Source organism: Methylotuvimicrobium sp. KM2, from assembly GCF_038051925.1.
GTDB lineage: Bacteria > Pseudomonadota > Gammaproteobacteria > Methylococcales > Methylomonadaceae > Methylotuvimicrobium.
In genome coordinates this window covers 4,204,704-4,228,600 of record NZ_CP150634.1, presented here as the reverse complement: position 1 = coordinate 4,228,600, position 23,897 = coordinate 4,204,704, and the positions used below count along the sequence as shown (strand labels likewise).

24 protein-coding genes are annotated in these 23,897 nt (G+C 51.1%); 15 read left to right on the top strand and 9 right to left on the bottom strand.

Features of this window, described 5'->3' with window-relative positions; genetic code table 11:
• The first annotated feature begins 173 nt into the window (after positions 1–173).
• Genes WJM45_RS17880 through WJM45_RS17870 form a run of 3 tightly spaced genes read left to right on the top strand, consistent with a single transcriptional unit; the run spans position 174 to position 2,811 of the window.
• Positions 174–914 (top strand): glycosyltransferase, encoded by a 741-nt coding sequence (locus WJM45_RS17880; protein WP_341326390.1) that lies wholly within the window; start codon positions 174–176, stop codon positions 912–914.
• Positions 904–1,176, top strand: coding sequence for a lipid-A-disaccharide synthase N-terminal domain-containing protein (locus WJM45_RS17875; RefSeq protein ID WP_341326389.1), 273 nt, complete (start codon positions 904–906; stop codon positions 1,174–1,176). The genes WJM45_RS17880 and WJM45_RS17875 overlap by 11 nt, the downstream gene beginning before the upstream one ends.
• A 24-nt stretch (positions 1,177–1,200) precedes the next feature.
• Positions 1,201–2,811: a glycosyltransferase family 39 protein gene (locus tag WJM45_RS17870; protein ID WP_341326388.1), complete on the top strand. Its 1,611-nt coding sequence runs from the start codon at positions 1,201–1,203 to the stop codon at positions 2,809–2,811.
• Positions 2,812–3,024: 213 nt separating this feature from the next.
• Here the strand turns inward: WJM45_RS17870 and WJM45_RS17865 are convergent, their stop codons facing one another.
• Complete coding sequence (locus WJM45_RS17865; protein WP_341326387.1) at positions 3,025–3,681, bottom strand: response regulator transcription factor; 657 nt, start codon at positions 3,679–3,681, stop codon at positions 3,025–3,027.
• A gap of 307 nt (positions 3,682–3,988) precedes the next feature.
• Between WJM45_RS17865 and WJM45_RS17860 the strand changes: the two genes are divergently transcribed.
• From WJM45_RS17860 to WJM45_RS17810, 11 genes are all read left to right on the top strand, one after another.
• Positions 3,989–5,797 (top strand): methanol/ethanol family PQQ-dependent dehydrogenase, encoded by a 1,809-nt coding sequence (locus WJM45_RS17860; RefSeq protein WP_341326386.1) that lies wholly within the window; start codon positions 3,989–3,991, stop codon positions 5,795–5,797.
• Between the two features lie 80 nt (positions 5,798–5,877).
• Positions 5,878–6,723 carry a methanol oxidation system protein MoxJ gene (gene moxJ / locus WJM45_RS17855; RefSeq protein ID WP_341326385.1) on the top strand — a complete coding sequence of 282 codons (846 nt, stop codon included), beginning with the start codon at positions 5,878–5,880 and terminating at the stop codon, positions 6,721–6,723.
• 16 nt (positions 6,724–6,739) lie between these two features.
• Positions 6,740–7,213, top strand: coding sequence for a cytochrome c(L), periplasmic (moxG, locus tag WJM45_RS17850; RefSeq protein WP_014149865.1), 474 nt, complete (start codon positions 6,740–6,742; stop codon positions 7,211–7,213).
• A gap of 17 nt (positions 7,214–7,230) precedes the next feature.
• On the top strand, positions 7,231–7,515 hold the full coding sequence (locus tag WJM45_RS17845) for a methanol dehydrogenase [cytochrome c] subunit (protein WP_341326384.1): 285 nt from the start codon (positions 7,231–7,233) through the stop codon (positions 7,513–7,515).
• Between the two features lie 196 nt (positions 7,516–7,711).
• On the top strand, positions 7,712–8,728 hold the full coding sequence (locus tag WJM45_RS17840; RefSeq protein ID WP_341326383.1) for a MoxR family ATPase: 1,017 nt from the start codon (positions 7,712–7,714) through the stop codon (positions 8,726–8,728).
• Between the two features lie 183 nt (positions 8,729–8,911).
• Positions 8,912–9,538 carry an MxaP protein gene (locus tag WJM45_RS17835; RefSeq protein WP_341326382.1) on the top strand — a complete coding sequence of 209 codons (627 nt, stop codon included), beginning with the start codon at positions 8,912–8,914 and terminating at the stop codon, positions 9,536–9,538.
• Position 9,539: 1 nt separating this feature from the next.
• Positions 9,540–10,394 carry an MxaS protein gene (locus WJM45_RS17830; protein ID WP_341326381.1) on the top strand — a complete coding sequence of 285 codons (855 nt, stop codon included), beginning with the start codon at positions 9,540–9,542 and terminating at the stop codon, positions 10,392–10,394.
• Positions 10,395–10,563: 169 nt separating this feature from the next.
• Complete coding sequence (locus WJM45_RS17825) at positions 10,564–11,487, top strand: nonribosomal peptide synthetase MxaA (RefSeq protein WP_341326380.1); 924 nt, start codon at positions 10,564–10,566, stop codon at positions 11,485–11,487.
• A complete protein-coding gene (locus tag WJM45_RS17820) occupies positions 11,484–12,467 on the top strand; it encodes a vWA domain-containing protein (protein ID WP_341326379.1) in 984 nt (327 codons plus the stop codon). The genes WJM45_RS17825 and WJM45_RS17820 overlap by 4 nt, the downstream gene beginning before the upstream one ends.
• The gene (locus WJM45_RS17815) at positions 12,464–13,024 is read left to right on the top strand and encodes an MxaK protein (RefSeq protein WP_341326378.1); all 561 of its coding nucleotides are present in this window, start codon (positions 12,464–12,466) and stop codon (positions 13,022–13,024) included. The genes WJM45_RS17820 and WJM45_RS17815 overlap by 4 nt, the downstream gene beginning before the upstream one ends.
• 209 nt (positions 13,025–13,233) lie before the next feature.
• A complete protein-coding gene (locus WJM45_RS17810; RefSeq protein WP_341326377.1) occupies positions 13,234–14,163 on the top strand; it encodes a vWA domain-containing protein in 930 nt (309 codons plus the stop codon).
• Between the two features lie 124 nt (positions 14,164–14,287).
• On the opposite strand, the gene WJM45_RS17805 is transcribed toward WJM45_RS17810, so the two are convergent.
• Positions 14,288–14,713: a hypothetical protein gene (locus WJM45_RS17805; RefSeq protein WP_341326376.1), complete on the bottom strand. Its 426-nt coding sequence runs from the start codon at positions 14,711–14,713 to the stop codon at positions 14,288–14,290.
• A gap of 385 nt (positions 14,714–15,098) precedes the next feature.
• Positions 15,099–15,752, bottom strand: a complete 654-nt coding sequence (gene rpiA, locus WJM45_RS17800; protein ID WP_341326375.1) for a ribose-5-phosphate isomerase RpiA — start codon at positions 15,750–15,752, stop codon at positions 15,099–15,101.
• Positions 15,753–15,833: 81 nt separating this feature from the next.
• Here rpiA and ilvA point away from each other — a divergent pair, with 81 nt between their 5' ends.
• Positions 15,834–17,363, top strand: a complete 1,530-nt coding sequence (gene ilvA, locus WJM45_RS17795; RefSeq protein ID WP_341326374.1) for a threonine ammonia-lyase, biosynthetic — start codon at positions 15,834–15,836, stop codon at positions 17,361–17,363.
• A 205-nt stretch (positions 17,364–17,568) separates the two neighbouring features.
• On the opposite strand, the gene rpsI is transcribed toward ilvA, so the two are convergent.
• The 6 genes from rpsI to rsmB form a co-directional block, all read right to left on the bottom strand.
• The gene (rpsI, locus tag WJM45_RS17790) at positions 17,569–17,961 is read right to left on the bottom strand and encodes a 30S ribosomal protein S9 (protein ID WP_341326373.1); all 393 of its coding nucleotides are present in this window, start codon (positions 17,959–17,961) and stop codon (positions 17,569–17,571) included.
• A gap of 11 nt (positions 17,962–17,972) precedes the next feature.
• Positions 17,973–18,401, bottom strand: a complete 429-nt coding sequence (gene rplM / locus WJM45_RS17785; RefSeq protein ID WP_017842220.1) for a 50S ribosomal protein L13 — start codon at positions 18,399–18,401, stop codon at positions 17,973–17,975.
• A 130-nt stretch (positions 18,402–18,531) separates the two neighbouring features.
• Positions 18,532–19,893: a sigma-54 dependent transcriptional regulator gene (locus tag WJM45_RS17780; protein ID WP_341326372.1), complete on the bottom strand. Its 1,362-nt coding sequence runs from the start codon at positions 19,891–19,893 to the stop codon at positions 18,532–18,534.
• A gap of 20 nt (positions 19,894–19,913) precedes the next feature.
• Entirely contained in the window at positions 19,914–22,058 is a 2,145-nt protein-coding gene (locus WJM45_RS17775) for an ATP-binding protein (protein ID WP_341326371.1), read from the bottom strand.
• Positions 22,040–22,630, bottom strand: a complete 591-nt coding sequence (locus WJM45_RS17770; protein ID WP_341326370.1) for a DUF4390 domain-containing protein — start codon at positions 22,628–22,630, stop codon at positions 22,040–22,042. The genes WJM45_RS17775 and WJM45_RS17770 overlap by 19 nt, the downstream gene beginning before the upstream one ends.
• Positions 22,608–23,897 carry a 16S rRNA (cytosine(967)-C(5))-methyltransferase RsmB gene (gene rsmB / locus WJM45_RS17765; protein ID WP_341326369.1) on the bottom strand — a complete coding sequence of 430 codons (1,290 nt, stop codon included), beginning with the start codon at positions 23,895–23,897 and terminating at the stop codon, positions 22,608–22,610. Before rsmB ends, WJM45_RS17770 begins: the two co-directional genes overlap by 23 nt.

The following is a 23,897-nucleotide window of genomic DNA, read 5'->3' as shown; positions in this document are numbered from 1 at the left end:
GGCCTCGTCAAAGGACGCCATGAATAGGCTTGTTTAGGCTCTGCTCGCTCCATGCCGGTAAAGCCTTTGTCGAATACCCAGACGTCTCCGGGGCATTGCTGAAATTTGAAGTGTGAAAGGTTTATATAAGTATTGTTTCGCTTACACAGTTTATTTTCATAAAAGCTACTTGAATGAAATTATCCGTGGTCGTTCCCGTATACAACGAAGCAGAAAACATTATCCCTCTCATAGAAGAAATCGAAGCCGCGATGATTCGATTCGGAGCGGAGCAATACGAAATCATTTATGTCGATGACGGAAGTCTTGACGATACGCCGACAGTGCTCGAAAACGCGTTGTCACGTTTCAGAGGGCTACGCGTGTTGCGTCATCGGCAGAGCTGTGGTCAAAGCACTGCGCTATATACCGGCATTCGGGCAGCCGTCTATCCGTGGGTGGCGACTCTGGACGGCGACGGCCAGAACGATCCGGCAGATATATTGCATTTGTATCGTGTGTTCAAGCGCCAGCAAGAGTCCATGACCGATTTATGGATGGTCGCCGGTTGGCGTAGTCGCCGCCGCGACTCGGGATGGCGAAAATTTACGTCGAAGCTGGCCAACGGCGTTAGATCCTGCTTGCTTGGCGACAGTACGCCCGATACCGGTTGCGGTTTAAAATTGTTTTTACGAGATAAGTATCTATTGTTGCCTTATTTCGACCACATGCACCGTTTCTTGCCGGCTTTGATTTTGCGTGCCGGCGGCCAGGTGATTTCGGAGCCGGTCAATCACCGTCCTAGACTCAAGGGGCGTTCGAAATACGGTACGCTAGACCGGCTTTGGGTCGGTATTTTTGATTTGTTCGGCGTGGTCTGGCTGCAACGTCGCGCCAAATTACCTCAGGTAAAGGAGGTTTGTCGTGGATCATGAAGTTTTGTGGCTATCGATCGGCTTGATTGGCCAAGCGTTGTTTTCGGCGCGTTTTTTCGTACAGTGGTTGACCAGCGAACGTGAGAAAAAAAGTGTCTTTCCGATTGCCTTCTGGTATTTCAGCATCGGCGGTGGGGTCACGCTTTTGGCGTATGCGATTCATAAAGAAGACCCTGTTTTCATTATCGGTCAAGCCAGCGGTTTGTTCATTTATCTGCGAAATTTGTATTTCGTTGTTTACGAACGAAAACTGACGGCTTAGTTTGCCACGATCCAGTCAATTATCATGTATTCATTTCTATCCGCGCGCCAATGGCTCGTGTTGCTGTGGTTCGTAACGCTTGCCGCCAGTCTGGTCGGGCGCCCTTTGTTTCCCATCGACGAAACCCGCTATGTCGGCGTTGCTTGGGAAATGTGGTCGCGCAACGATTTTCTGGTACCTTATCTGAACGGCGAGCCTTACAGTCACAAGCCGCCTTTGCTGTTTTGGCTAATGCAGCTGACTTGGGTTTTGTTCGGCGTCAACGAATGGTCGGCGCGCTTGGTGGCGCCGCTGTTTTCGCTGGGGTCGGTTTTTCTGCTTCGATCGTTGGCCGGAGCGTTGTGGCCGGAGCGACCGAATATTGCCGGAAGCGCGCCGTTCATCATGCTGGGTTTTGCCTTTTGGATGACCTACAGCACACTGACGATGTTCGATGTGCTGTTGGTGTTTTTCGTCCTGCTCGCCCTTCGGAGTCTTTGGCATAATGCGAATAAAAGACCTAGCGCCGGTCGCTGGCTTCTTTTCGGCCTGGCGATCGGCGGCGGCATACTGAGCAAGGGGCCGGTAATTTTATTGCATACACTGCCCCCGGCATTATTGGCTCCTTGGTGGATCGGGCGCGATACGCGAACGATCAATTGGTTCCACTGGTATCTCGGCGTTTTGTCGGGCATTTCGGTTGGCGCCTTGTTTGCGTTGTCTTGGGCGATTCCTGCAGGTTCCGCCGGAGGCGAGGTTTATCGAGAAGCTATTTTGTTCGGGCAAACATCGGGCCGCCTGGTCAAATCATTCGCTCATCGGCACTCATGGTGGTGGTATCTGGCATTTTCGCCGGCCTTGTTCGTTCCTTGGTGTTTTTGGCCGCCGCTTTGGCGAAATCTGAACACGCTCTCTTTTCGGGATCGCGGTATCCGTTTTTGTCTGAGCTGGTTGCTGCCCGTTTTCATCGCCTTGTCATTAATCAGCGGCAAACAGTTGCATTATTTGCTGCCGCTGGTTCCGGTTGTAGCTTTGTTGATCTCCAGGGTTGCGGACAATGCCGAATTCGATAAATGGCGAGAATCTCAGCAGGTATTCGTCGTGGCGATCACGCTCGTTGCCGTGGTCTTGATTGCTTTACCGATAGTCAACGACTATTTCAGTTGGAAAAAACAATGGGCGGATTATTCCACGGTTTGGGGCATGCTCTTGTTGCTAGCGGCTATCGGTTTATGGTTTTGTAGGATCGATTCCATAGCGGAGTCCGCATTCTATTTGAACGTGGGGACTTTAGTGACGATCGTGATACTGTCATTGAGTGTGCTAGATATTCGTTCGGAACGCTTCGATGTTAGAGAGTCCGCGCAACAAATCGCCGGCCTCTTTAGGCAAGGCAGCGAAGTGGCTCATTTGGGCACTTACCACGGGCAATATAATTTTTATGGCCGATTGGAGGCCGGATTGATCAGTACGATCGATCCGGTGCATTGGGCAAGGATGCATCCCGAAGGTTATTTAGCGATAACTTTTAGGACCAAACAAGCATTGCCCGATTCTCTGTTTGTCTATCATCATCCTTTCCGAGGCCGGATGATGGCGATCGTATCGAATAAAGTGTTATTGGAAAATGAATTGCTGAGGTCGATATTTCGATAATCTTAATCCAGCGTTAGCATTTTATGGCAAAGCAAAGTCGAATTTGGCATATACCCTCGTAGATCAAAATTCGGCACTGGGTTCTCGGCGTCCTGTCAAGCGAGTAATCGTGCCCTCTTCCACGCTCAGTGTATCCGAAAGAGAACCGTTTCAACTGCTAACGCGAACATAGCCTAGAGTTTTGTCAAATTAAGTCTGTTCCGGCGTTTTGGATTAGTGCGCCAGGTTGTCGATGATACCGTGCCGACTGGCAAGTAGGGTCATCTCGGCGACTGACTTGACGCCGAGTTTATCCTTGATCGCCGTGCCATGGTTGCACACCGTCTTGTAGCTCAAACATAGTTTCTCAGCTGCTTTGCGGGTTGTATAGCCTTTGGCCAATAAGCAAAACACGTCGAATTCGCGTGGCGACAGTTGCCTGATTTGTTCCGATTCGTCTTTTTCGGAGGCGATGTTAAAGGCTAATTGTTGGGCCAGTTCGGGTTCGACATAACTGCCGCCGCCGGCGATTTGGCAGACCGCCGCGACTAGCGTCTCGGGAACGCTGTTTTTAGTGATGTAGCCTTTGGCTCCGGCCTTGATCGCGCGGGTCACATAGACCAATTCATTGTGGATGCTAAACACTAAGATTTTACAATTCGGATCGCGTGCCATTAGACGTCTTATGCTTTCGAAACCGCCGATGCCGGGCATCGACAAGTCCATCACGACAATATTCGGTTGATACTGAGTGTAGAGTTGGCAAGCAGTTTCGCCCTTGTCGGCTTCGTAAATATCGCCGATTCTACTCGACAGCGAAAGGTAGGTTTTGTAACCGGCCCTAACCACGGCATGGTCGTCCACCAGCAGTACATCGATCTTATCCGACACGTTGTTACTTCTCCATACAATTAAATCGGGAATGATGTCGGATATTTAACGGTAAAGCCATAGGAGCTTTTCCCGAAATAAAGATGCGGGACAATTTCCCGGTTCTTTCTTAGCGCTTTTCCCGAGTTCTAGGTGCCGTATTCCGTAACGTCGCATCACGCTCCTTCCGTATGATTACCGTCCGTGCGCTGCCCTCTATGAATGATTCGTTATGCGCCTTGATCAAGCTAAGCCGGTTGTAATAACAAACACCGCGATTATTAGAGGGCCGCGCCGACATTATGCGATAAATCAATCTGGAGGAATTATGCAACACCATAAAAAACGCGAACTCTGGGGCGCGGCGGCATTAGTGTCGAGTGTCTTGCTGGCCGCGTCACAGCCGGCGCAGGCCAATCAAGCGTTAGATAAGTTGTCTAAACAAAATACCAATTGGGTCATGCAGACCAAGGATTACAGCTCGACTCACTATAGCGAGTTGTACGATATTAATATTACGAATGTACAAAACCTGAAGCCGGCCTGGTCATTTTCAACCGGCGTTCTAAACGGTCATGAAGGCGGGCCTCTGGTCGTTGACGGCATTATGTACGTGCACTCACCCTATCCAAACAATGTGTTCGCAATCGATCTGAATAACCCCGATAAAATTCTGTGGCAATTCAAACCGAAGCAAAACCCGGCCGCACGCGCGGTGGCTTGTTGCGACGTTGTCAACCGCGGCTTGGCTTATGCGCCGCAAGGCAAGGATTATCCGGCGACTATCTTTTTAAATCAATTGGACGGCCATGTCGTCGCATTGAATGCGAAAACCGGCGAACTGCTATGGAAAATGGAAAACTCCGACATCGCGATGGGCTCGACGCTGACTGTGGCACCGTTCGTCGCCGAGGATAAAGTCATCGTCGGCACTTCCGGCGCCGAATTAGGGGTTCGCGGATACGCGACCGCCTACAACATCAAAGACGGCAAGCAAGCCTGGCGTGTCTATGCGACCGGTCCCGACGAAGACATCAAGCTGTCGAAAGACTTCAACAAGGCCAATCCGCATTACGGGCAGTTCGGTCTGGGGCTGAAAACCTGGGAAGGCGACGCGTGGAAGATCGGCGGAGGTACGAACTGGGGTTGGTATGCCTACGATCCTGACTTGAGAATGCTGTACTACGGATCGGGTAACCCGGCGCCGTGGAACGAAACGATGCGTCCCGGCGACAACAAATGGACTATGACGATCTGGGGCCGCGATATCGAGACCGGGGAAGCGAAATTCGGCTATCAAAAAACGCCTCACGACGAATGGGATTATGCCGGCGTCAATTACATGGGGCTGTCCGAGCAGAAGGTCAACGGTAAGATGACCAAGTTGCTGACCCATCCGGACCGCAACGGCATCGTCTATACGCTAAACCGTGAAAACGGCGACCTTGTCAACGCGTTCAAGATCGACAACACCGTCAACTGGGTCAAGCATGTCGATCTGAAAACCGGCCTGCCGGTGCGCGATCCGGAATATTCGACACGCATGGATCACGAAGCGAAAGGTATTTGTCCCTCGGCGATGGGCTACCACAACCAAGGGATTGAATCCTACGACCCGAACAAGCAATTGTTCTTCATGGGTGTGAATCATATCTGCATGGACTGGGAACCGTTCATGCTGCCCTATAGGGCCGGCCAATTCTTCGTCGGAGCGACGTTGAACATGTATCCGGGACCGAAAGGCACGCTAGGTCAAGTCAAGGCGATGAACGCCGTGACCGGCGAGTTCGAATGGGAAGTTCAGGAAAAATTCGCGGTTTGGGGCGGCACGACCGCAACAGCCGGCGACTTGGTCTTCTACGGCACGTTGGACGGCTACATCAAGGCCTTGAACTCGAAAACCGGCGAAGAACTATGGAAATTCAAGCTGCCTTCCGGCGTGATCGGTCATCCGATTACCTATAAACACGAAGGTAAGCAATATGTCGCGATTTATTATGGAGTCGGCGGTTGGCCAGGTGTCGGCTTGGTCTTCGATCTGAAAGACCCGTCGGCCGGTTTAGGCGCGGTCGGTGCGTTCAAGGAGTTGGCGCATCACACCCAAATGGGCGGCGGCGTGATGGTATTCTCGTTGTAATAAATGAGGCATGAATGTCGGGTTACGTCTCTCACCTAACGCTAGGCGAGGACTAGCCCGGCCTACATAAAGAGGGCTAAATGAAACAATTGAATGACATTTTGACTGCGTTGGCTATTGGCTTGGCTGTGTCGGCTTCCGCTCATGCAAGCGAAGAGCCTCTGAAAGTGTGTAATGCCGAAAACGAAATGCCTTATGCGAACAAAAAAGGCGAAGGTTTCGAAAACAAAATAGCACAAGTCGTAGGCGAGGCGCTCGGACGGCCGATCGAATATGTCAATTGGACCGATGCGCGCTATTTCGTGCGTGATTATTTGGATAAAGGTTTGTGCGATGTTGTGATCGGCATGGATAGCGGTGACCCGCGCGTGCTGACGACCGAATCTTACTATCGATCCGGGTATGTCTTCATCACTCGGGCGAAGGACGGTTTGGATCTTCACGGTTGGGACAGCGATGTATTGATGAATGCCGACCGCATCGCCTTTATTCCGGGCACCCCGGCCGAAGTGATGATGCGTAAGATTGGACGCTACAACGACCAATTCAACTACATGCATGAACTGGTCGGCTTCAAGTCGCGCCGGAACCAATATGTAAAATACGATCCGGCGAAGCTGGTCGGCGAAGTCGCTTCCGGTAATGCAGAAGTCGCGGTGTTGTGGGGGCCTTCCGCTGCTCGCTATGTCAAGGAATCCGCGACGCCTCTGACGATGGCGGTCATCCCGGACAATAACGTTCGCGCCGACGGCGAGAAAGTCGGCTTTCACTACAGCACCTCAATGGGCGTGCGCAAGGACGATACTAAATTGCTCGAACAGTTGAATCAGGCGCTGGCCGAGCGCCGTCAAGACATCGATCAAATATTGAGCGCCGAGGGCATGCCACTTGTTTCGGAACCCGAACAGGCGTTGGCTTCAAAATAAACAGGAAAAGATAACAATGAAATTAACACAACTATTGGCCGGTATTTTGGCCGGAACGGCTTTGATAAGCACTGCGGCCCATGCCGAAATTACCTTGCGTAATGCGATTACCGGCGAACAGCTGGATATGAGCTTCGCTAAAAAAGGCGGCGATACCGAAGCGTTCAAGCAATTCATGCAAGACGGAAAGAATCCTTATAACGGTAACGAAGAAGTGATTGCCGAAGGGGAAAGTCTTTATATGACCGGTTGTTCAGGTTGTCACGGCCATGAAGCGGAAGGCAAGCTAGGCCCGGCTTTGGCCGATGACTACTGGACTTATCCTAGCGGCGAGACCGACAAGGGCTTGTTCGAAATTTTATTCGGCGGCGCGCAAGGTATGATGGGGCCGCAATATGTCAACTTCAATACCGATGAAATGCTGAAAATCATGGCCTTCATTCGCAGCATCTACACCGGCGATACTAGTAAAGCCAAATGGCTTAAATAAACAGCGAGGTTAACACGATGAAAAAAACATTATTGCTCAGTGCCGCAGGTTTCGCGGTTGCTTTGTCGTCTTCCGTCATGGCTTACGACGGAACTAACTGCAAGGAACCCGGCGTTTGTTGGGAACCGAAGCCGGGTTTTCCCGAAAAGGTTGCGGGTAGTAAATACGATCCGAAACACGATCCGAACGAACTGAATAAGCAAGCGCAGTCGATCAAGGAAATGGAAGCTCGCAATAAAAAACGAACGGAGCATCTTTCTAAAACCGGCAGGTTTGTTTATGACGTAGAAGAAATCAACTAAAACTGTATTCCGTTTTCGCTTGCCAACAGCGGTATGGCATGTGGAAACGCATACCGTGCTGAATAGCCGGTATGATTTTTCCCCTCGGAAACCGAAGGCCCGATTTTGCCGCCGGTTTCATTCGTGATCTTTGAAGACTAATATGACTTCGCCCCAGAAGGCCGCAAGGCTGGATGGGGCCTTTTTTATCTCTGCCATGACAGACAAATTACTTAGCGATTGGCGCGATAACGCGCTGCAATTCGAGCAACAAATCAACCGAGTCGTGATCGGTCAGCAAGATGCCGTCCGAAATATCGTGATCGCGGTATTCGCGCGCGGGCACGTCTTGCTCGAAGGCAATGTCGGCGTCGGCAAGACCACCTTGCTGCGCGCGGTCGCGCAAGGGCTCGGCGGACAGTATCAGCGCATCGAAGGCACGATCGATTTGATGCCGGCCGATCTGATTTATTACACTTATCTAAACAGCGACGGCAAGCCTTGCGTCGATCCGGGGCCGTTGTTGAAACAAGGCGAGCAACTCTCGACCTTCTTTTTTAACGAAATTAACCGCGCCCGGCCGCAGGTACACTCGTTGCTTCTGCGTGTAATGGCCGAACGTAGCGTCGGCGCATTCAATCGGGAATATCTTTTTCCGCATATTCAAGTATTCGCGGACCGTAACCGCGTCGAAAAAGAAGAAACCTTCGAATTGCCGGCCGCCGCGCGCGACCGCTTTTTAATGGAAATCAGCATCGAGACGCCGAATGACGATACCGTCTTGGATGACCTGATGTTCAATACTCGCTTTCACGATGTCGATGTCTTGGTCGACGAAATCGATAGCAGCCTAATCCCTTATTATCAACTCAACGAATGGGCCGTTCGGATTCAACAAACGATCGAACCGAGTCCGGCCTTGCGCCGATACGCGCTCGAACTATGGAAGGCCGCTGCCGAGCCCGGCCGATACGGGATCAGGCTAAGCGATGTCGATATGTCTCAATTGATACAGGCGGGCGCCAGTCCTCGGGGCATGAGTTATCTGATACGCGCCGCGAAAGTCCGCGCCTGGCTCGAGAATCGCACGGTATTGCTGCCCGAGGATGTCCAAGCGGTTTATCGGGTGACGATGGCGCACCGCATTTTTCTGAATCCGATCATGGCCTATCGCAAAGACGAGTTGATGCCCGAGTTGATCGACGGGATTTTGGAGGCGATTGCCGCGCCTTGAGGTTCGATAGCAGTAAGCGGGGAATTTCTCGTTCCCACGCTCCAGCGTGGGAATGCATACCGATCTTGCCAAGGCAGCCAAGGTATGGATTCCCACGGAGGACCGTGGGAACCAGAAAACCAAAAAAAAGAACATTGGAACCGGGAACCGGAAAAACAATAAACAAGTTAACTAAGCAATCCGATGAATTATAAAAAATGGATCGAATCGGCTGTGCCGAAGGCCGGCTTCAGTCATCTAGTGGAAATGTATTTGACTTGGTCCGGCGTGGGCTTTGCCGGAGCGCTGATCGCCAGCGCGCTCGATCATTATTCGGCGGTGCCTTATGCCGCGTATTTCACCGGCGCCGTGAACGATGCGGTCGGCTACCGTTTTTGGGTGCTCTTGGCCGATATCGGTTTGTTGTTTTTTTGTTTCAGCCTACCGTTTCTCTTCATGACGCGCTATTTCGGCTCCGTCGAAAAAGTCGCCGGTCCCTTGCAACGCCTGACCTACACGTTTTTTGTCGTGGCCTTCGACGAGGGCGCACTGATGATCGGCATCCTGTTCGCGAACTTGCTGCATGCTTCCGATAAAACCGCCTTGCTGGCGAGCAAATCGTTTTTATTCAGCGATGTCGGCTTGTTTACGATTCTGGTGCTGATCGTTCTGAATTCGGCGCTCTGGATGTTGGGAGAGTCCATTTTCAACCGCGACGATAAAAGTTTTTCGGGCGTCGTGCAAATACTGATGACTGCTCCGGTCAAATACACTGCTCCGGGCTATTGTTGTTTCACCGGTATCGCGGTTTATCTGATCGTGAGTCAATGACATGGCGTTAGCGATAGAGACCTTCCATTACCGGCTGGCGCATCCTGGGTATTGCGCGATTCCCGGCGCTCATCCCGGCCAAATGGTCGGCAGCGGACAGCTATTCAAGCGGCACGAGTCCTTGTTGGCAAGTCCCGATCCGAGACGCTTGGATTTACGGGCTAGCCTACTCGATCCTTTTAATCACTACCGGGTCAAGGTCTTTCAACAGCACAGCAAAATCGACGTGTTCGTGATCGCCGACCTGTCCGCGTCGATGTCCATCCCGGGCGAGTCCTCGAAATTACAAATCGCGGCAGATTTTTTACTGTCTTCCGCGCAATCGGCTTTTGAATCCGGCGACAATTTCGGTTTCATCGGCTGCGGACAAGGTATCGAAAAAAAATGGCTATTTCCGAAAGGCTTGCGCATGGGCCGCGTGCAGGAATTGGCTCGGGATTTGTCTCGCGTTCGAAGCGGGCAGGGTGGTAACGGCCTGTTTCAAGTCGAGCCTTATTTGCCGCTGCGGCGGTCCTTGGTCTTTCTGCTATCGGACTTTCATTTCGATCTGAATCGATTGTCGCACCTTGCCGGTCTCTTCGGCAGGCATGTCGTCGTGCCTCTCGTATTGTGGGACCCGGCTGAATATGCCGACTTACCGGAGTGGGGCATCGTCAAGTTTCAAGACAGTGAAAACAGGCGTACCCGGACCTTGCTGATGCGTCCCGGTTTGAGGCGGAAAATCATCGAAGCCTTCGAGCAGCGCAGAGGCAGGTTACGGCATTGGTTCAGATCCAGGGGTGCGGAGCCATTGTTCATTGAGGGTCGTTACGAGGCTTCGGCATTGACGAATTATTTTTTGCAGAGAGAGGTGTGAAAGGAGCAAGGTGCAAGATGAAAGATGAAAGATGAAAGATGAAAGGCGAAGGGCCTGATGCTCTGTGGGAGCGATCCCCTGATCGCGATGTCGAAGCCGAGAACTTTATGTGACAATTAATGGTATCGAGGTCACATTGGCTAAGTTTACAAGAGGGTATCTACAACTAATGAATAACGATGAGTGCTCCGCGTGGGAATGCATACTGAGGTTGACGTTGTTACTGGGCGTCTTGATTAGCGGTTGTTCCGGACCGCTGCAACAATCGGTTAGTCGCTTCGAATTTTTGACGCCGAAGCCGTTCGGTTATGTCATCGGCGATGAAATCGCTCATCGTATCGTTATCGATACGCGCGCCGGCGTCGAATTGAACAACAATACACTGCCGAAGCCGGGAGAATTGAATCGGTGGCTAACGGTCAACCGGGTCGAGCATGCGCAAAGCAAGACCGGGCAGGGTATGCGTCATATCATCGATATCCGTTATCAGGTTTTTTATGCGCCGCTCGAAGTCAAGATGCTGACGATTCCGGGATTTTCCGTGCAATTCAAACAAGGAGCGCAAACGATAGAGCAAGCCGTGCCGGATTGGCATTTCACGATTTCGCCGTTACGCGAATTGGCGGTCCGAAAAGACGACGGCGGCGAATATATGCGCCCCGATGCGCCGCCGAGCCGATTGTCGAATCGCGAGGCGAAGTGGCGACTGTTTGCGAGTCTATTTGTCGTCGCGCTGAGTGTGCTTTATCTAACCTATCTTTACGGCTATCTGCCGGGCTTGCCGAGACGCGGTATTTTCAAGCGGGCCCAGCGGCAATTAGCGCGCTTGCCTGAACGGGATCTCGCAACGGCCTTGAGCGTGGTTCATCATGCACTTAACACATTGAACCGCAAACCTTTGTTTCAACACAAGCTGAATGAGTTTTATCGAAACCAACCCGATTATCGTCAATTAGCCGGTGAGTTGAATGATTTTTTCGATCTGTCCAATCGCTTTTTTTTCGCCGATTACGGCGACATCGGTCGGGACGATTTCGGCAAGATAGAACGTCTATGCCGATCATGCCGTGAAGTCGAGCGAGGCGGACGGTGAGCGATATCGCTTTCGAAACGCCCTGGGCCTTGGCCGGGTTGGTGTTGATCGTGTTTCCGTTGCTCAAGACCGGCGCGGCGCCGTCGGCCTATTCATGGCTCGCGATCGTTCCTGCCGACTGGCTGTCCGGTTTGTTGGCGCTGTTCTTACGCATCACCGGAATGTCGGTTGTCGCGGCGTTATCTCTCGGGTTATCCGGCGTGTATTTGAAGGAACAAAAAGTCGAGCGCATCGGGCGAGGTGCGCATATCGTGTTGTTGCTCGACCGAAGCCGCAGCATGGACGATACGTTTGCCGGCAGGGCGCCGGACGGTTCGAACGAATCGAAATCGGCAACGGCCCGGCGCTTGTTGACCGAGTTCGTCGAAAAACGCAAGCATGACCGCATCGGCGTTACGGCTTTCAGTACCTCTCCGTTGTTCGTGATGCCGCTGACCGAAAACAAACAGGCCGTGCAGGCGGCGATTGCAGCGACGTCTGCGCCGGCTTTGGCTTATACCAACATCAGCAAAGGATTGAGTCTGGCCGCGTCATTTTTCGAACAACAGCCGTTGACCGGCTCCCGTATTTTATTGTTGATTTCGGATGGTGCGGCGGCGATCGACCCCGACAGCGAGCAGGCCTTGAGACAGTTGATCAAGCAGCAGCAAATCCGCTTGTATTGGGTGTTTTTGCGTACCGAAAACAGCCCCGGCATATTCGATGTGCCCGAAGATTCTCGAAACGATAACAGCGATGCGATGCCGGAGCGTTATCTACATTTGTTTTTTAAAAGTCTCAATGTGCCGTATCAGGCTTACGAAGCCGAAAACCCCGATGCGGTGCAAAAGGCGATAGCCGATATTAATACCCTGGAAAACCGGCCGCTGCATTATTTCGAACGGATTCCGAAGCAGGATTTATCCGGGTTATGTTATCGCTGGGCCTTCATTTTATTGTTGTTGCTATTGGCTTTGAAAAGTTGCGAGGTACGAAGATGAAGGTGTCGTTACGGCAAGGTGTGGGTTGGACGCTGTTTGCCGCCAGTTGTCTGTCGGTCATTGTCCAGCTCTGGACTTTAAATCGAATCGAACGCGAAAACGAATGGATAGCAAAATTGCTGTCGGGGCATGATATCGCCATCGACAAGGTGATCGGCGCGCAGCCGCAAGTTCGCCTGGCCCGCGCGATTTATCTACGGCAAATGCACCGTTACGACGAGGCATTGGCGACCTTGAATTTGATTATCGACCAGGGCGGGCCGGAACTGCAAATGAAAACCCGTTACAACCTCGGTAATTTGTATCTGGCGCAAGCGGTCGAGCAAACTGAAGCGTTAAATTTCAATGAAGCTTTACCGCTGGCCGGGCTTGCCAAGCAAAGCTATCGTCAGGCCCTGGTCTTGAATAGCGGCTTTTGGGATGCGAAATACAATCTCGAAGTCGCCATGCGGCTATTGCCCGAAATGAACCGCGTCAACATCGGCGATGACGGGCCTGAGAGCAAAAAGTCGAAGCTATGGACGACGGTGCCGGGATTTCCTCGCGGTTTGCCATGATTGGGTTAGTAGTTAGCAGTGAGTGGATGGTTGTGAAAGAGGAAAGGGGCAAGAAGCAAGGAGCAAGGAGCAAGGAGCAAGGAGCAAGGGGAATAGCTTGTATTCGCTCGTTCCCAGGCAAAGAGCTTGCATGAAGGCTTTCCCAAACCGGAGTATCGGAAACAGCGAAGGGTCAGTACTGACAACCCAAAAGTACCAATAAAGAGACTATGTATTCACGACAAATCTTCAAGGATTACCGGTTTTGGTGTTTGGCCGCGGCCGTTATTGCGCTTGCCTTGTTGTTTATTCATCCTAGCGAACAACGTAAAAGCCCGGTTTATGACTTGACCTTCGTCATCGATATCACGCGCAGTATGAATGTCGAGGATTACCAGGTAAACGGCCAAGCGGTGAGCCGTTTAGAGTTCGTTAAACAAAGCTTGCGCGACTTGTTGCTGAAGTTGCCGTGCGAATCGAAAGTCGGATTGGGCGTTTTCACCGAGCGGCGCTCGACGGTTTTGTTTGAACCGGTCGAGGTGTGTTCGGGGTTTGCCGAGATCGATGCCGCGATTGCTGCGTTGGATTGGCGCATGGCCTGGGCCGCCGACAGCCGTATCGCCAAGGGATTGTTGAATACCTTGGAAATGCGCCGAGATAGCGGCAGCCGTTTGGTGTTCATGACCGATGGACAGGAAGCGCCGCCGACCAACCCGCGCTATAGGTCAGATTTTTCAGGTGTTAAGGACTCCTTGAAAGGTTTGCTGGTCGGTGTCGGCGGTATGGAGCCGGCGCCGATACCGAAATACAACAGTCGGGGCGAGCGGGAGGGGTTTTATAAGGCCGATGATGTGCCGCATCGTTCGACTTTCGGTCTGTCCAACTTGAATCCTGAAAAAATCGAGGGCTACAACGCCCGCAATGCTCCCTTCGGTAGCGAGGCCGTGGCCGGTAACGAACACCTGAGTTATTTGCATGAGGCCTATTTACAACAGCTAAGCGCCGAAGCCGGTTTGCACTACCATCGGTTGACCGGTAGCGAGCTACTTTTGGAAGCCTTGCGGGGCGGCGATTTGGCCGAACAAAAACAAGTCGAGAACGATGTGCGCTGGCGCGCGGCGCTTGCCGCATTGGTTTTGTTGTTGGCGGTGTTTGTTTGAAGGCGGTTGGCCGCTGCCATTAAGTTATGCTGACTTTAGGCTTTAATGTGCCTTAACAGTTGGGTGTGTTTCGATGATCGGTATCGGCACATCCTTGTGCGCAGATGTTTGTCGATAGCGAGGCTTACTCGGCCTTATCGCCGTCATCCGGTTTGATTTCTTCGATTACCTTCGATGTGGATTCCTTCAGGCTATCAAGGGCGGGTTGGGCTGCTTCCTTGGCTTTTTCGGCGGCATCTTCCATGGCTTCTTTGGTCGCATCGACTGCCTCAGAGGCGCTTTCGGCAGCCGATTCGGCCGATTCTTTTATTTCCTCGACGGCTTGAGACCTTGTCTCGTCGGCTTTTTCCAATGCTTCTTTCGTTTTCTCTTGCGCCGCTTCCGCGGCTTCTCTGGTGATTTCCTTTACGGATTCGGCGGCTTCGGAAACGGATTTTTTGATCGGTTTGGTTGAGGTGTCGGGCTTTTCGACTTTTGCCGTATCGTCGGAATTACCACAACCAGTTATAGCGATAAGGGTCGTTAGAATTAGTAAGGGTTTGGTTTTCATAATGCGCTCCTATCGTGTGTTAGAGGCAGCCGCATACAGCAGGGTTCTGTTGAATGCGAGTGAAGTTTGATTCTAACGTAATCAATGGCGCAATGCATGGATTAGAATTTATTAATTTTTTGGGTTACTCCCTTTTGGTTGAAAAACCGTCTAAGAATAAAAGGTATGGGATGTGTCTATCGAGGACCGCCGTAAACCCATCCATGGGGGCTTGACGGCAGCGATCCCTGCTGTCGACATCCTCGTTAGCCACACCCCATACCTTCATAAAGTTAACTAATTTTTGAGTATAAAGGGAGTAGTTGATTATTGTCGTCTATCCAAAGCATTGGAGAATTTCGGGCGGCGAACGATATGAAATTTGATTCGTCGCCCGAAGAATCGCTTAGAAAGTAATGATTTCTTCGCCTTCGCTGACCAGCACGATGTCGGCCGGACGTAGCGAGAAAATGCCGACCGTGATGACGCCTGGAATGTTGTTAATAGTTTTTTCCAGTTCGCTTGGGTCGACGATGTTTAGGTTATGCACATCGAGAATATGGCCGCTGTTGTCGGTCACGCAGTTTTCACGCCAGACCGGTTGGCCGCCCAGTTTAACTATTTCTCTAGCGACGTAACTTCTTGCCATTGGAATGACTTCGACCGGTAGCGGGAATTTGCCGAGCACGTCGACGCGTTTGGAGCCGTCTGCTATGCAAACGAATTGCTTACTGGCGCCGGCGATGATTTTTTCGCGGGTCAGTGCGGCGCCGCCGCCTTTGATCAATTTTTTATTCGGATCGATTTCATCCGCGCCGTCCACATAGACCTCGAGCGTGCCGACATCATTCAAATCCAGTACCGGAATGCCCATTTTTTTTAGGTGAGCCGTTGTGGCCTCGGAGCTGGATACCGCGCCTTCGATGCCCGATTTCATTTCGGCTAGGCCATTAATGAAGTGAAATACGGTCGACCCGGTTCCGACGCCGACAATCGAAACGCCTTTAACGTAATCAAGGGCCGCGTAGGCTACTTTTTGTTTAAGTTCGTCTTGTGTCATAGTTTTTATTTTCAGGTTAGTGGTTATTGTTAATGTGTGATAATAACGCATCTAATTCGAGAGCTCATCCGTTTTTTAAGTATGTTAAGCCCGTATATCGAAAAAATATTAAGAGCCCGTGTCTACGAGGTCGCGGAAGAAACGCCGTTGGATTATGCGCCGAACTTGTCTAAGCGCCTCAGAAACGATGTTTATTTGAAGCGTGAGGATTTGCAGCCGGTCTTTTCGTTTAAATTACGCGGCGCGTACAACAAGATTGCGACGTTAAGCGAGCAAGCTAAGGCTAATGGCGTGATCGCGGCATCGGCCGGCAATCATGCGCAAGGCGTGGCTCTTTCGGCTCAGATGCTTGGTATCGATGCGTTGATAGTGATGCCGCAAACGACGCCCGAAATTAAAATTAACTCGGTGCGAGCACGAGGTGCTCGGATCGTTTTGTTCGGCGATTCCTATGACGAGGCTTATGGGCGGGCAAGAGAAATCGCCACCGAGAAAAATATGGCCTTCATTCATCCGTATGATGATATCGAGGTTATTGCCGGGCAGGGTACGATCGGAATGGAGATTTTACGGCAGAAAAACGGTGCGCTCGATGCGGTGTTCGTACCGGTCGGCGGCGGCGGTTTGTTTGCCGGCATTGCGGCCTATATCAAATTCGTACGCCCCGAGGTCAAGTTGATCGGTGTCGAGCCTGACGATGCCGATTGTCTGAACCAGGCTTTGAAGGCGAACAAGCGGGTTGTGCTTAAACAAGTCGGTCTGTTTATCGATGGAGTCGCGGTCAAGCAGGTCGGCGAGGAACCGTTTAGAATCTTGCGGCATACGGTCGATGAGGTCGTCACGGTCAATACCGATGAAATTTGTGCGGCGATCAAGGATATTTTCGACGATACCCGTTCGGTTGCCGAGCCTGCCGGCGCATTGGCCTTGGCCGGTTTGAAAAAATATGCCGAAACCCGAAAAATCGCCGATCAAACGCTGATCGCGATCGAAAGCGGCGCGAACATCAATTTTGATCGCTTGCGCTATGTCGCCGAACGGGCTCAGGTCGGCGAGCATCGGGAGATTTTGTTGGCTGTCGAAATCCCCGAAATGCCTGGCAGTTTTTTGCGTTTTTGTAAAATGCTCGGCAGTCGTAATGTCACAGAATTTAATTACCGTTATTTTGATACAAAGAAAGCTAATGTATTCGTCGGTCTTTCGACGAGCGGCGATGATTTCGATAAAACGGATTTAATTAGATGTCTCGAAGCTGAAGGTTTTTTTGTCGTCGACATGACTGCGAACGATTTGGCTAAGGAGCATATTCGCTATATGGTCGGCGGTCATGCGCCGCGGGCGCTGAATGAGGTGGTCTACAGTCTGCAGTTTCCCGAACGTCCCGGCGCCTTGCTGAAGTTTTTGACGGCCTTGGGCGGGCGCTGGAATATCAGTTTGTTTCATTACCGCAATCATGGTGCGGCTTTCGGGCGGGTGTTGATCGGGTTGCAAATGCCGAATACCGAGCGCTACGCGTTTGAGGCGTGCCTGGATCGTTTAGGGTTCGAGTATGCGGAACAAACCGCTAATCCTGCTTACGATTTGTTTGCCGGCGGCGGGGAGCAGAAATAGTGAAAGGGGAAAGGGGAAAATAGGACTTGACAAGCGCATGAAGTGTCGCATCATTTCACTATTCACTATTCACTATTCACTATTCACTATTCACTATTCACTATTCACTATTCACCGCGCATGGTCCCGGCGTCTCGATGTCGGACATAAAAAAGGCCGTATTCGATGAATACAGCCTTTATTGGTTCGATAATCGGGTGAGCGATTAACGTTTGGAGTATTGAGGACGTTTTCTGGCTTTATGCAAGCCAACTTTTTTACGTTCTACTACGCGTGCGTCGCGAGTGACGTATCCTGCTTTTCTAAGGGAAGGGCGCAGCGCTTCGTCGTATTCCATCAATGCCCGGGCAAGTCCGTGACGTATTGCACCGGCTTGACCGGAAGGTCCGCCGCCTTTGACGATGACATTGACATCGAATTTGTCGGTCATATCAACGCATTCTAGCGGTTGCCGAGAAATCATTTGGTCGGTTTTCCGTCCGAAATATTGCTCGATGCTTTGACTGTTGATAGTGATTTTACCGGTTCCGGAGGTTGCGTAAACGCGCGCTATAGCGCTTTTACGACGGCCTGTTCCATAATACTGAGCTGCTGCCATGATCTACCCGCTTAAATTTCTAAAACTTTCGGCTGTTGAGCCTGATGATCGTGTTCAGGACCCGCATAAACTTTCAATTTCTTGAACATTGCGCGGCCCAATGGATTTTTTGGTAACATGCCTTGCACGGCTGTATTGATAATACGGTCCGGGAAGGTTTGTCTGAGTTTGCCTAAGTTAACGGCTTTCATATTACCGATATAGCCTGTGTGGCGGTAATACATCTTGTCTTTTTCTTTATTGCCGGTCACTGCGATTTTTTCAGCGTTAACGACAATGATATAGTCGCCGGTATCGACGTGAGGTGTGTATTCGGGTTTGTGTTTTCCGCGCAGACGGCGTGCAATTTCAGTGGCAAGGCGACCTAGCGTCTTCCCTTCTGCATCAACTACGTACCAATCGCGCTTAACTTCTGCTGGCTTTGCACTAAAAGTTTTCATCGTTACTGTTTATTCTGTTAGGACCCAATAAAAGACTGGGAATGTTACTAGATGCGCTAGATTTTTTCAAGTTTATTTATCGTTTCTGAAGGTTATCCTATGCGCAGCCTTGCTCTAGGCTTTTATTTTTCTATAACTTAATATTCAATGCGTGTAATTTACGGTATAAATGCGTCCGTTCCATGCCAATGATCGAGGCGAGTTTGGCGACACTGCCGCCGGATTTTTCGAAATGGTATTCGAGATAAGCTTTTTCGAAGTGTTCTCGTGCCTCTTTCAACGGTAAGTTATAAAACTCCGGCACCGACGAGTTGCTGCTGGTTTGTTCGACTACAGCGCCCAATGCGCCCTTGACTTCTTCGAGTTCCATATCGTCGCCGACGCCGAGTATCATCAAGCGTTGAACCAGGTTTTTCAGTTCGCGCACATTGCCGGGCCAACTGTAATTCCTTAAATAATTTTGGGCCGCCATCGAAAATTTTCGAAACGGCAGCTTTTCCTGATTCATGAAATGATCGACATAGAACCCGAGCAGAGCCGGTACGTCCTCGCTGTGTTCGCGTAGCGGCGGAATTTCCATCGTGACTTCGTTGAGCAAATAATACAAATCCCGTCGAAACCTGCCTGCCTTGACTTCTTCTTCGAGCGAGACTCGGGTCGAGGTGACGATCCTGACGTCGACGCTGACCGATTGGATGCCTCCGCTACGCAAAAAGGATCGAGATTCCAATGCGCTGAGTAGTCTTAATTGCGATTCCTTGTCCATGCCGGCGATTTCCGAAAGGAACAAGGTTCCGCCGTGAGCCTGTTCCAGCAACCCCGGCATCACTTTTCCGTTTTCTTCCTTGCCGAAAAATTCGATTACCGAGTTTTCAGGGGAAAGACTACCGACCGCGACGTCGACAAACGGCCAGTCCCGTCGTACGCTATTGTTATGTAGATAACGCGCATAGAGTTCTTTACCGACACCGGCATCGCCGACGAACAGCACGCGGGTATCGTGTTGCGCGAGACGCTTCAGTTGTTCTTTAATTCGGGCAATCGTTGCGCTTTTCCCGACCGGTTCGAAATCCAATGTTTGGTATGCCTTCGGAACAGGCAGTTCGGTTTGCAATTGACGCGATTCAAGTGCCCGCTCGACGATCAACAATAATTTGGCCAGAGACAACGGTTTTTCCAGGTAGTCGTAAGCGCCTAGTCGCGTGGCTTCAACGGCGGATTCGACTGAGCCGTGACCGGACATCATCACTACCGGCGAGGCAAAACCGCCTTCGGCGATCCATTCCTTAAGGAGCGTTATCCCGTCTGTGTCGGGCATCCAGATATCCAGTAAGATCAAATCCGGGTTTTTTTCGTTCTTTAATCGCCTAGCTTGGCCTGCGTTTTCAGCGGTGCTGACTTCGTAGCCTTCGTCTTCCAGGATTTCATGAACCAGTCGACGAATATCCGGTTCGTCGTCGACCACTAAGATGTGTGCTGCTTTTGCATTCATAATTTAAGTAAGTAATAGCGTTATACGGCTGGGAGTTGGATCACGAAGCCCGCCCCGGCTTTATAACCTGTATCGATCCAAATGGCTCCGCCGTGTTCCTCGATAATTTTTTTGACGATGGCGAGTCCTAAGCCGGTACCTTTTGCCTTGGTTGTCACATAAGGTTCGAATATTTTATCCAAATGTTCTTCTTTAATGCCCGGGCCGTCATCATGAACAGCCATTTCGACGAACCGGGCATTATTTTTAAATCGGTTAGACACTGTGATTTTTACGTTGCCGTTTTTTTCAGTGGCTTCTAAGGCGTTTTTTATCAGGTTGTGCAGAACCTGTCGAATACTGATTCGGTCAGCGTTGATCATCATAATCTCTTCTTCGACCGAAGTTGTGAATTTCTCGCCGCCCTGTGAGGCGTAAAGGGCTAGAACTTCCTGTATTAGCGACGGCAGGTTGATGTGCTCGGTTTGCTTTTTAGAGACTCTGGCATACTCGGAGAAATCATCCACCATTTCTTTCATCGCTTCGACTTGCTGGACGATGGTTTCGGTGGAGCGCTGTAATATCGCAAGCGATTTTGGTTGCAATTCATTGGCGAGCTTGTGTTGCAGGCGTTCGGCCGATAGTTGTATTGGCGTTAGCGGATTTTTGATTTCGTGAGCCAGGCGCCGGGCGACTTCACCCCACGCGGCATTTTTTTGCGCTTGTATTAGGTCGGTGACATCGTCGAACACGACGACAGCTCCTATGCTACGGCCTTCGGGCGAGTAGAGCGGGGTTCCTCTGCATAACAGTTCTTGCAGGCCGTTGGGACCCAGGAAGGCGATGCGTTGCTCCCAAATATCCTCGGCATTTTCAAGCAAATGTTGAATTTTTCGCAAAGGATCGGCTAAATCCGAGTGCTCTGTTGACAAGTCCAACAAAGTTTGCCCGTAAAATCCGCTGACTTGTAGATGAAAGATACGGTAGGCGGCCTGGTTGGCCGTGCGGATTCTAAAATCCTGGTCAAAACTTATCACGCCGGCCGTCAGGTTGGCTAGAATCGTTTCCAGATAAGCGCGTTGATTCTCCACTTCGATGCCGGCCAGACGGGTTTCATCGCGGGCCTTGGCGATACGTTGGGCCATGTCGTTGAACGATATAACCAGAAACCCCAAGTCGTCCTGGGTTAGTACCGGAAGCTGTTGGTTGTAATGGCCCGCCGCGATAGCTTGCGTGCCTTTGACCAACTCCTTGACCGGCGCGACGATGTTTCTGATGCTGATAAATGCAACCCAGATCGCCGCTAATAGGCTCATTAACAATACCAGCGATAAAGCAAGCGAAAAACTTAGTTTCAACGAATCCCGTAGAAAATTCATTTCCTGGTAACGCACGAACGCGAATTCGACCGAATCGGCTAGGTCCATGATTCTAAGCGGAACCGGGTACAATGCTTGAAGATACTGAATGTCTTGAGTGCTGACAGTGACGATGACATGTACACGCAGTTGCTCTTCCTTGGTTGAGTCGATCGCGACATAGTGGTCGTTGCGACGCACGTCCAGCCAGGCATGTTCGTCGGGAAGATGCGGGAGAATATCGCCGGGGTTGATGCTGCTCGATGCGATGATGCGGCCTTGCCTGGAAAACAAGGTCATTTCTGCTGCACCTGCTTGGGCGCGTATTTTTTCCAGGTCGTCCATGCGTTGCGTTTCGGACTTGGTTTCGTACAGTTGGTCGACGAGTTGCTGAGTCTGCCGTAAATGCCAGCGCATCCGTTGGTCAAGAGAGGCTTGGCTGAGTTCGAGCGAGTCTTCCATCGCTCGGTCGATTTCGACATTGAACCAACTATCGATACCCTGATGCAAAAACTGCATCGAAAAGAAAAAAACGATGCCGGCGGGCGCCAGCGCCAAAAGCACGAACAGCGAGACCATGCGAATCGTTAGCTTGGATCCAGCCTCGCGTTTTTTGAGCTGTTGGGTAAGCGAGGCGATGTTGACCCCGATCAACCCCAGCAATACGATCGAGCCCAGTGCATTGATAACCAGCAACGATGAATACATCTCGTTGAGTTGCGAGGATTCTTGGGTTGCCGAACTCATTAATTGCAAAGACAGCAAAACCAGTCCGAATAGCACCGCAATTAACGGGGCAAGGGGAAATCTCATCTTTGCACGGGCCATTGCAACCAATCGCTTGATAAATACCACTGCGGGTTGATGTATGCGGCGGGGCGTAATGGCAAAGGTAGCGCTTCGCGGTCGAAACGAGTCTTGACGCCGACATGATAGCTCTCGTCCTCGGCGATATCGCCTTCAGTAAGTACGGCAATATTACGGATCTTCGACATACCGGCTAATGCCGTGGAAAGCGACGCATAACTCGTGCTGTCCGAGGAGCTGATATTAGTGACTCGATAATTGTTCAACAAGGCGTGATATTGGATGCGGTAACGAATTTTGAAGTCAACCAGGGTTTTGTTCCAAAGCCAAGCGCGTTCGCGAACGACTTTAATCAACACGTCCCAGTATAAAGGAATGCCTTTTTGCAGTGCTTCGCGAGCGGTTTGAGTCAATTCATAGTGGATATCTGCGGATAAGTAATAATGGCCGTCTCTCAATGCGAAGTCGATGCTTCGGATTTCAATCTTCGATTCGTCCGCGTGAAGAAAAGCCGGTCGAGCCAGTAGGCTGGCGAGTAGCGCGATCCATAAGCCTATCGATAGTAGACGGTTAGTGCTTTCGAATACGCGCATAATAAAATCCGTCCATTGCCTGGCTACCGGTCAGTATTTGCCGGCCATGGGGTCTTGCCGTTCCCCAATTGCCATCAATAGACCATTCCGTGGCATCTTGATGATGATTTAAAAACCTTTGGATTTGCAGTTCATTTTCTTCCTTCAAAATCGAACACGTCGCATAAACTAGTATGCCGCCCGGAGCTAACAAAGGCCATATGGCTTCGAGGATTTTTTTCTGAAGTTGTTTTAGTGGCCCTATGTCGCCGGGTTTGCGCAGTAATTTTATGTCCGGATGTCGGCGGATTACCCCAAGTGCCGAGCACGGCGCATCGAGTAGGATTCGGTCGTACGGAACGCCGTCCCACCAGTCGTTCGGTTGCGAAGCGTCCGCGACAATGCATTCGGCATCGAGCCTTAAGCGCCGCAAAGTATCGCGGACTTTTTGCATGCGATTGGCATCGATGTCGATTGCCGTTAGCCCCGATAAATTTGCTTGCATTTCAAGAATATGTGCCGATTTGCCACCGGGGGCCGCACAGACATCAAGTACTCGTTGGTTCGGTTTCAGGTCTAGTAATCCGGCCGAAAATTGGGCGGCAAGGTCTTGTACCGAAACCAATCCTTCGGAAAATCCAGGCAATTGTTCGACCGGGACCGGCCGCTCAAGGGTAAGCGAGGAAGGGCACTCGGAAGTCTCGATTGCACCGAGTTGGGCGGCGGCTAGTAGCTCTTTATACTCGGTTCGACCGATGCGTGCTGAATTGACGCGCAGAGTCATTGGTGCCTGAAGATTGTTTTCGGCCAATAAGTGCCCGGCTTGTTCCGGCCAATTTGAGCTGATCGTATCGATTAGCCACTGCGGATGATTGTTTGCGGCTACTGGGTCGTTGTCGGCCAGCGATTGTAATTCATCTCTGTGTCTTTGATAGTTTCTCATGATGGCGTTGAGCAGCGGTTTTGCCCAAGACTTTTTTCGCGGGGCGGCCGAAACCGTTTCGGAAACCGCGGCATGGGCTTTAACGCGCATGTATTCGAGCTGATAAAGACCGATAATGGCTAAGGTTTTGATTTCATCGTCTTTAATCGGTTTATTCAATAATTGTCCGAGCAGAAAGTCGAGCCTGTAAAATTCACGAATGACACCATAGCATAGCGCTTGAACGAAAGCCTTGTCATTGGCCGACTCGATCGTGCCGGTCGATTGTTCGAGGGCTGCGGTTAGCGATTGGCCTTCCTTCAATACCCGGCTCACAATCCGGGCCGAGAGATTTCTTAGGTTCAC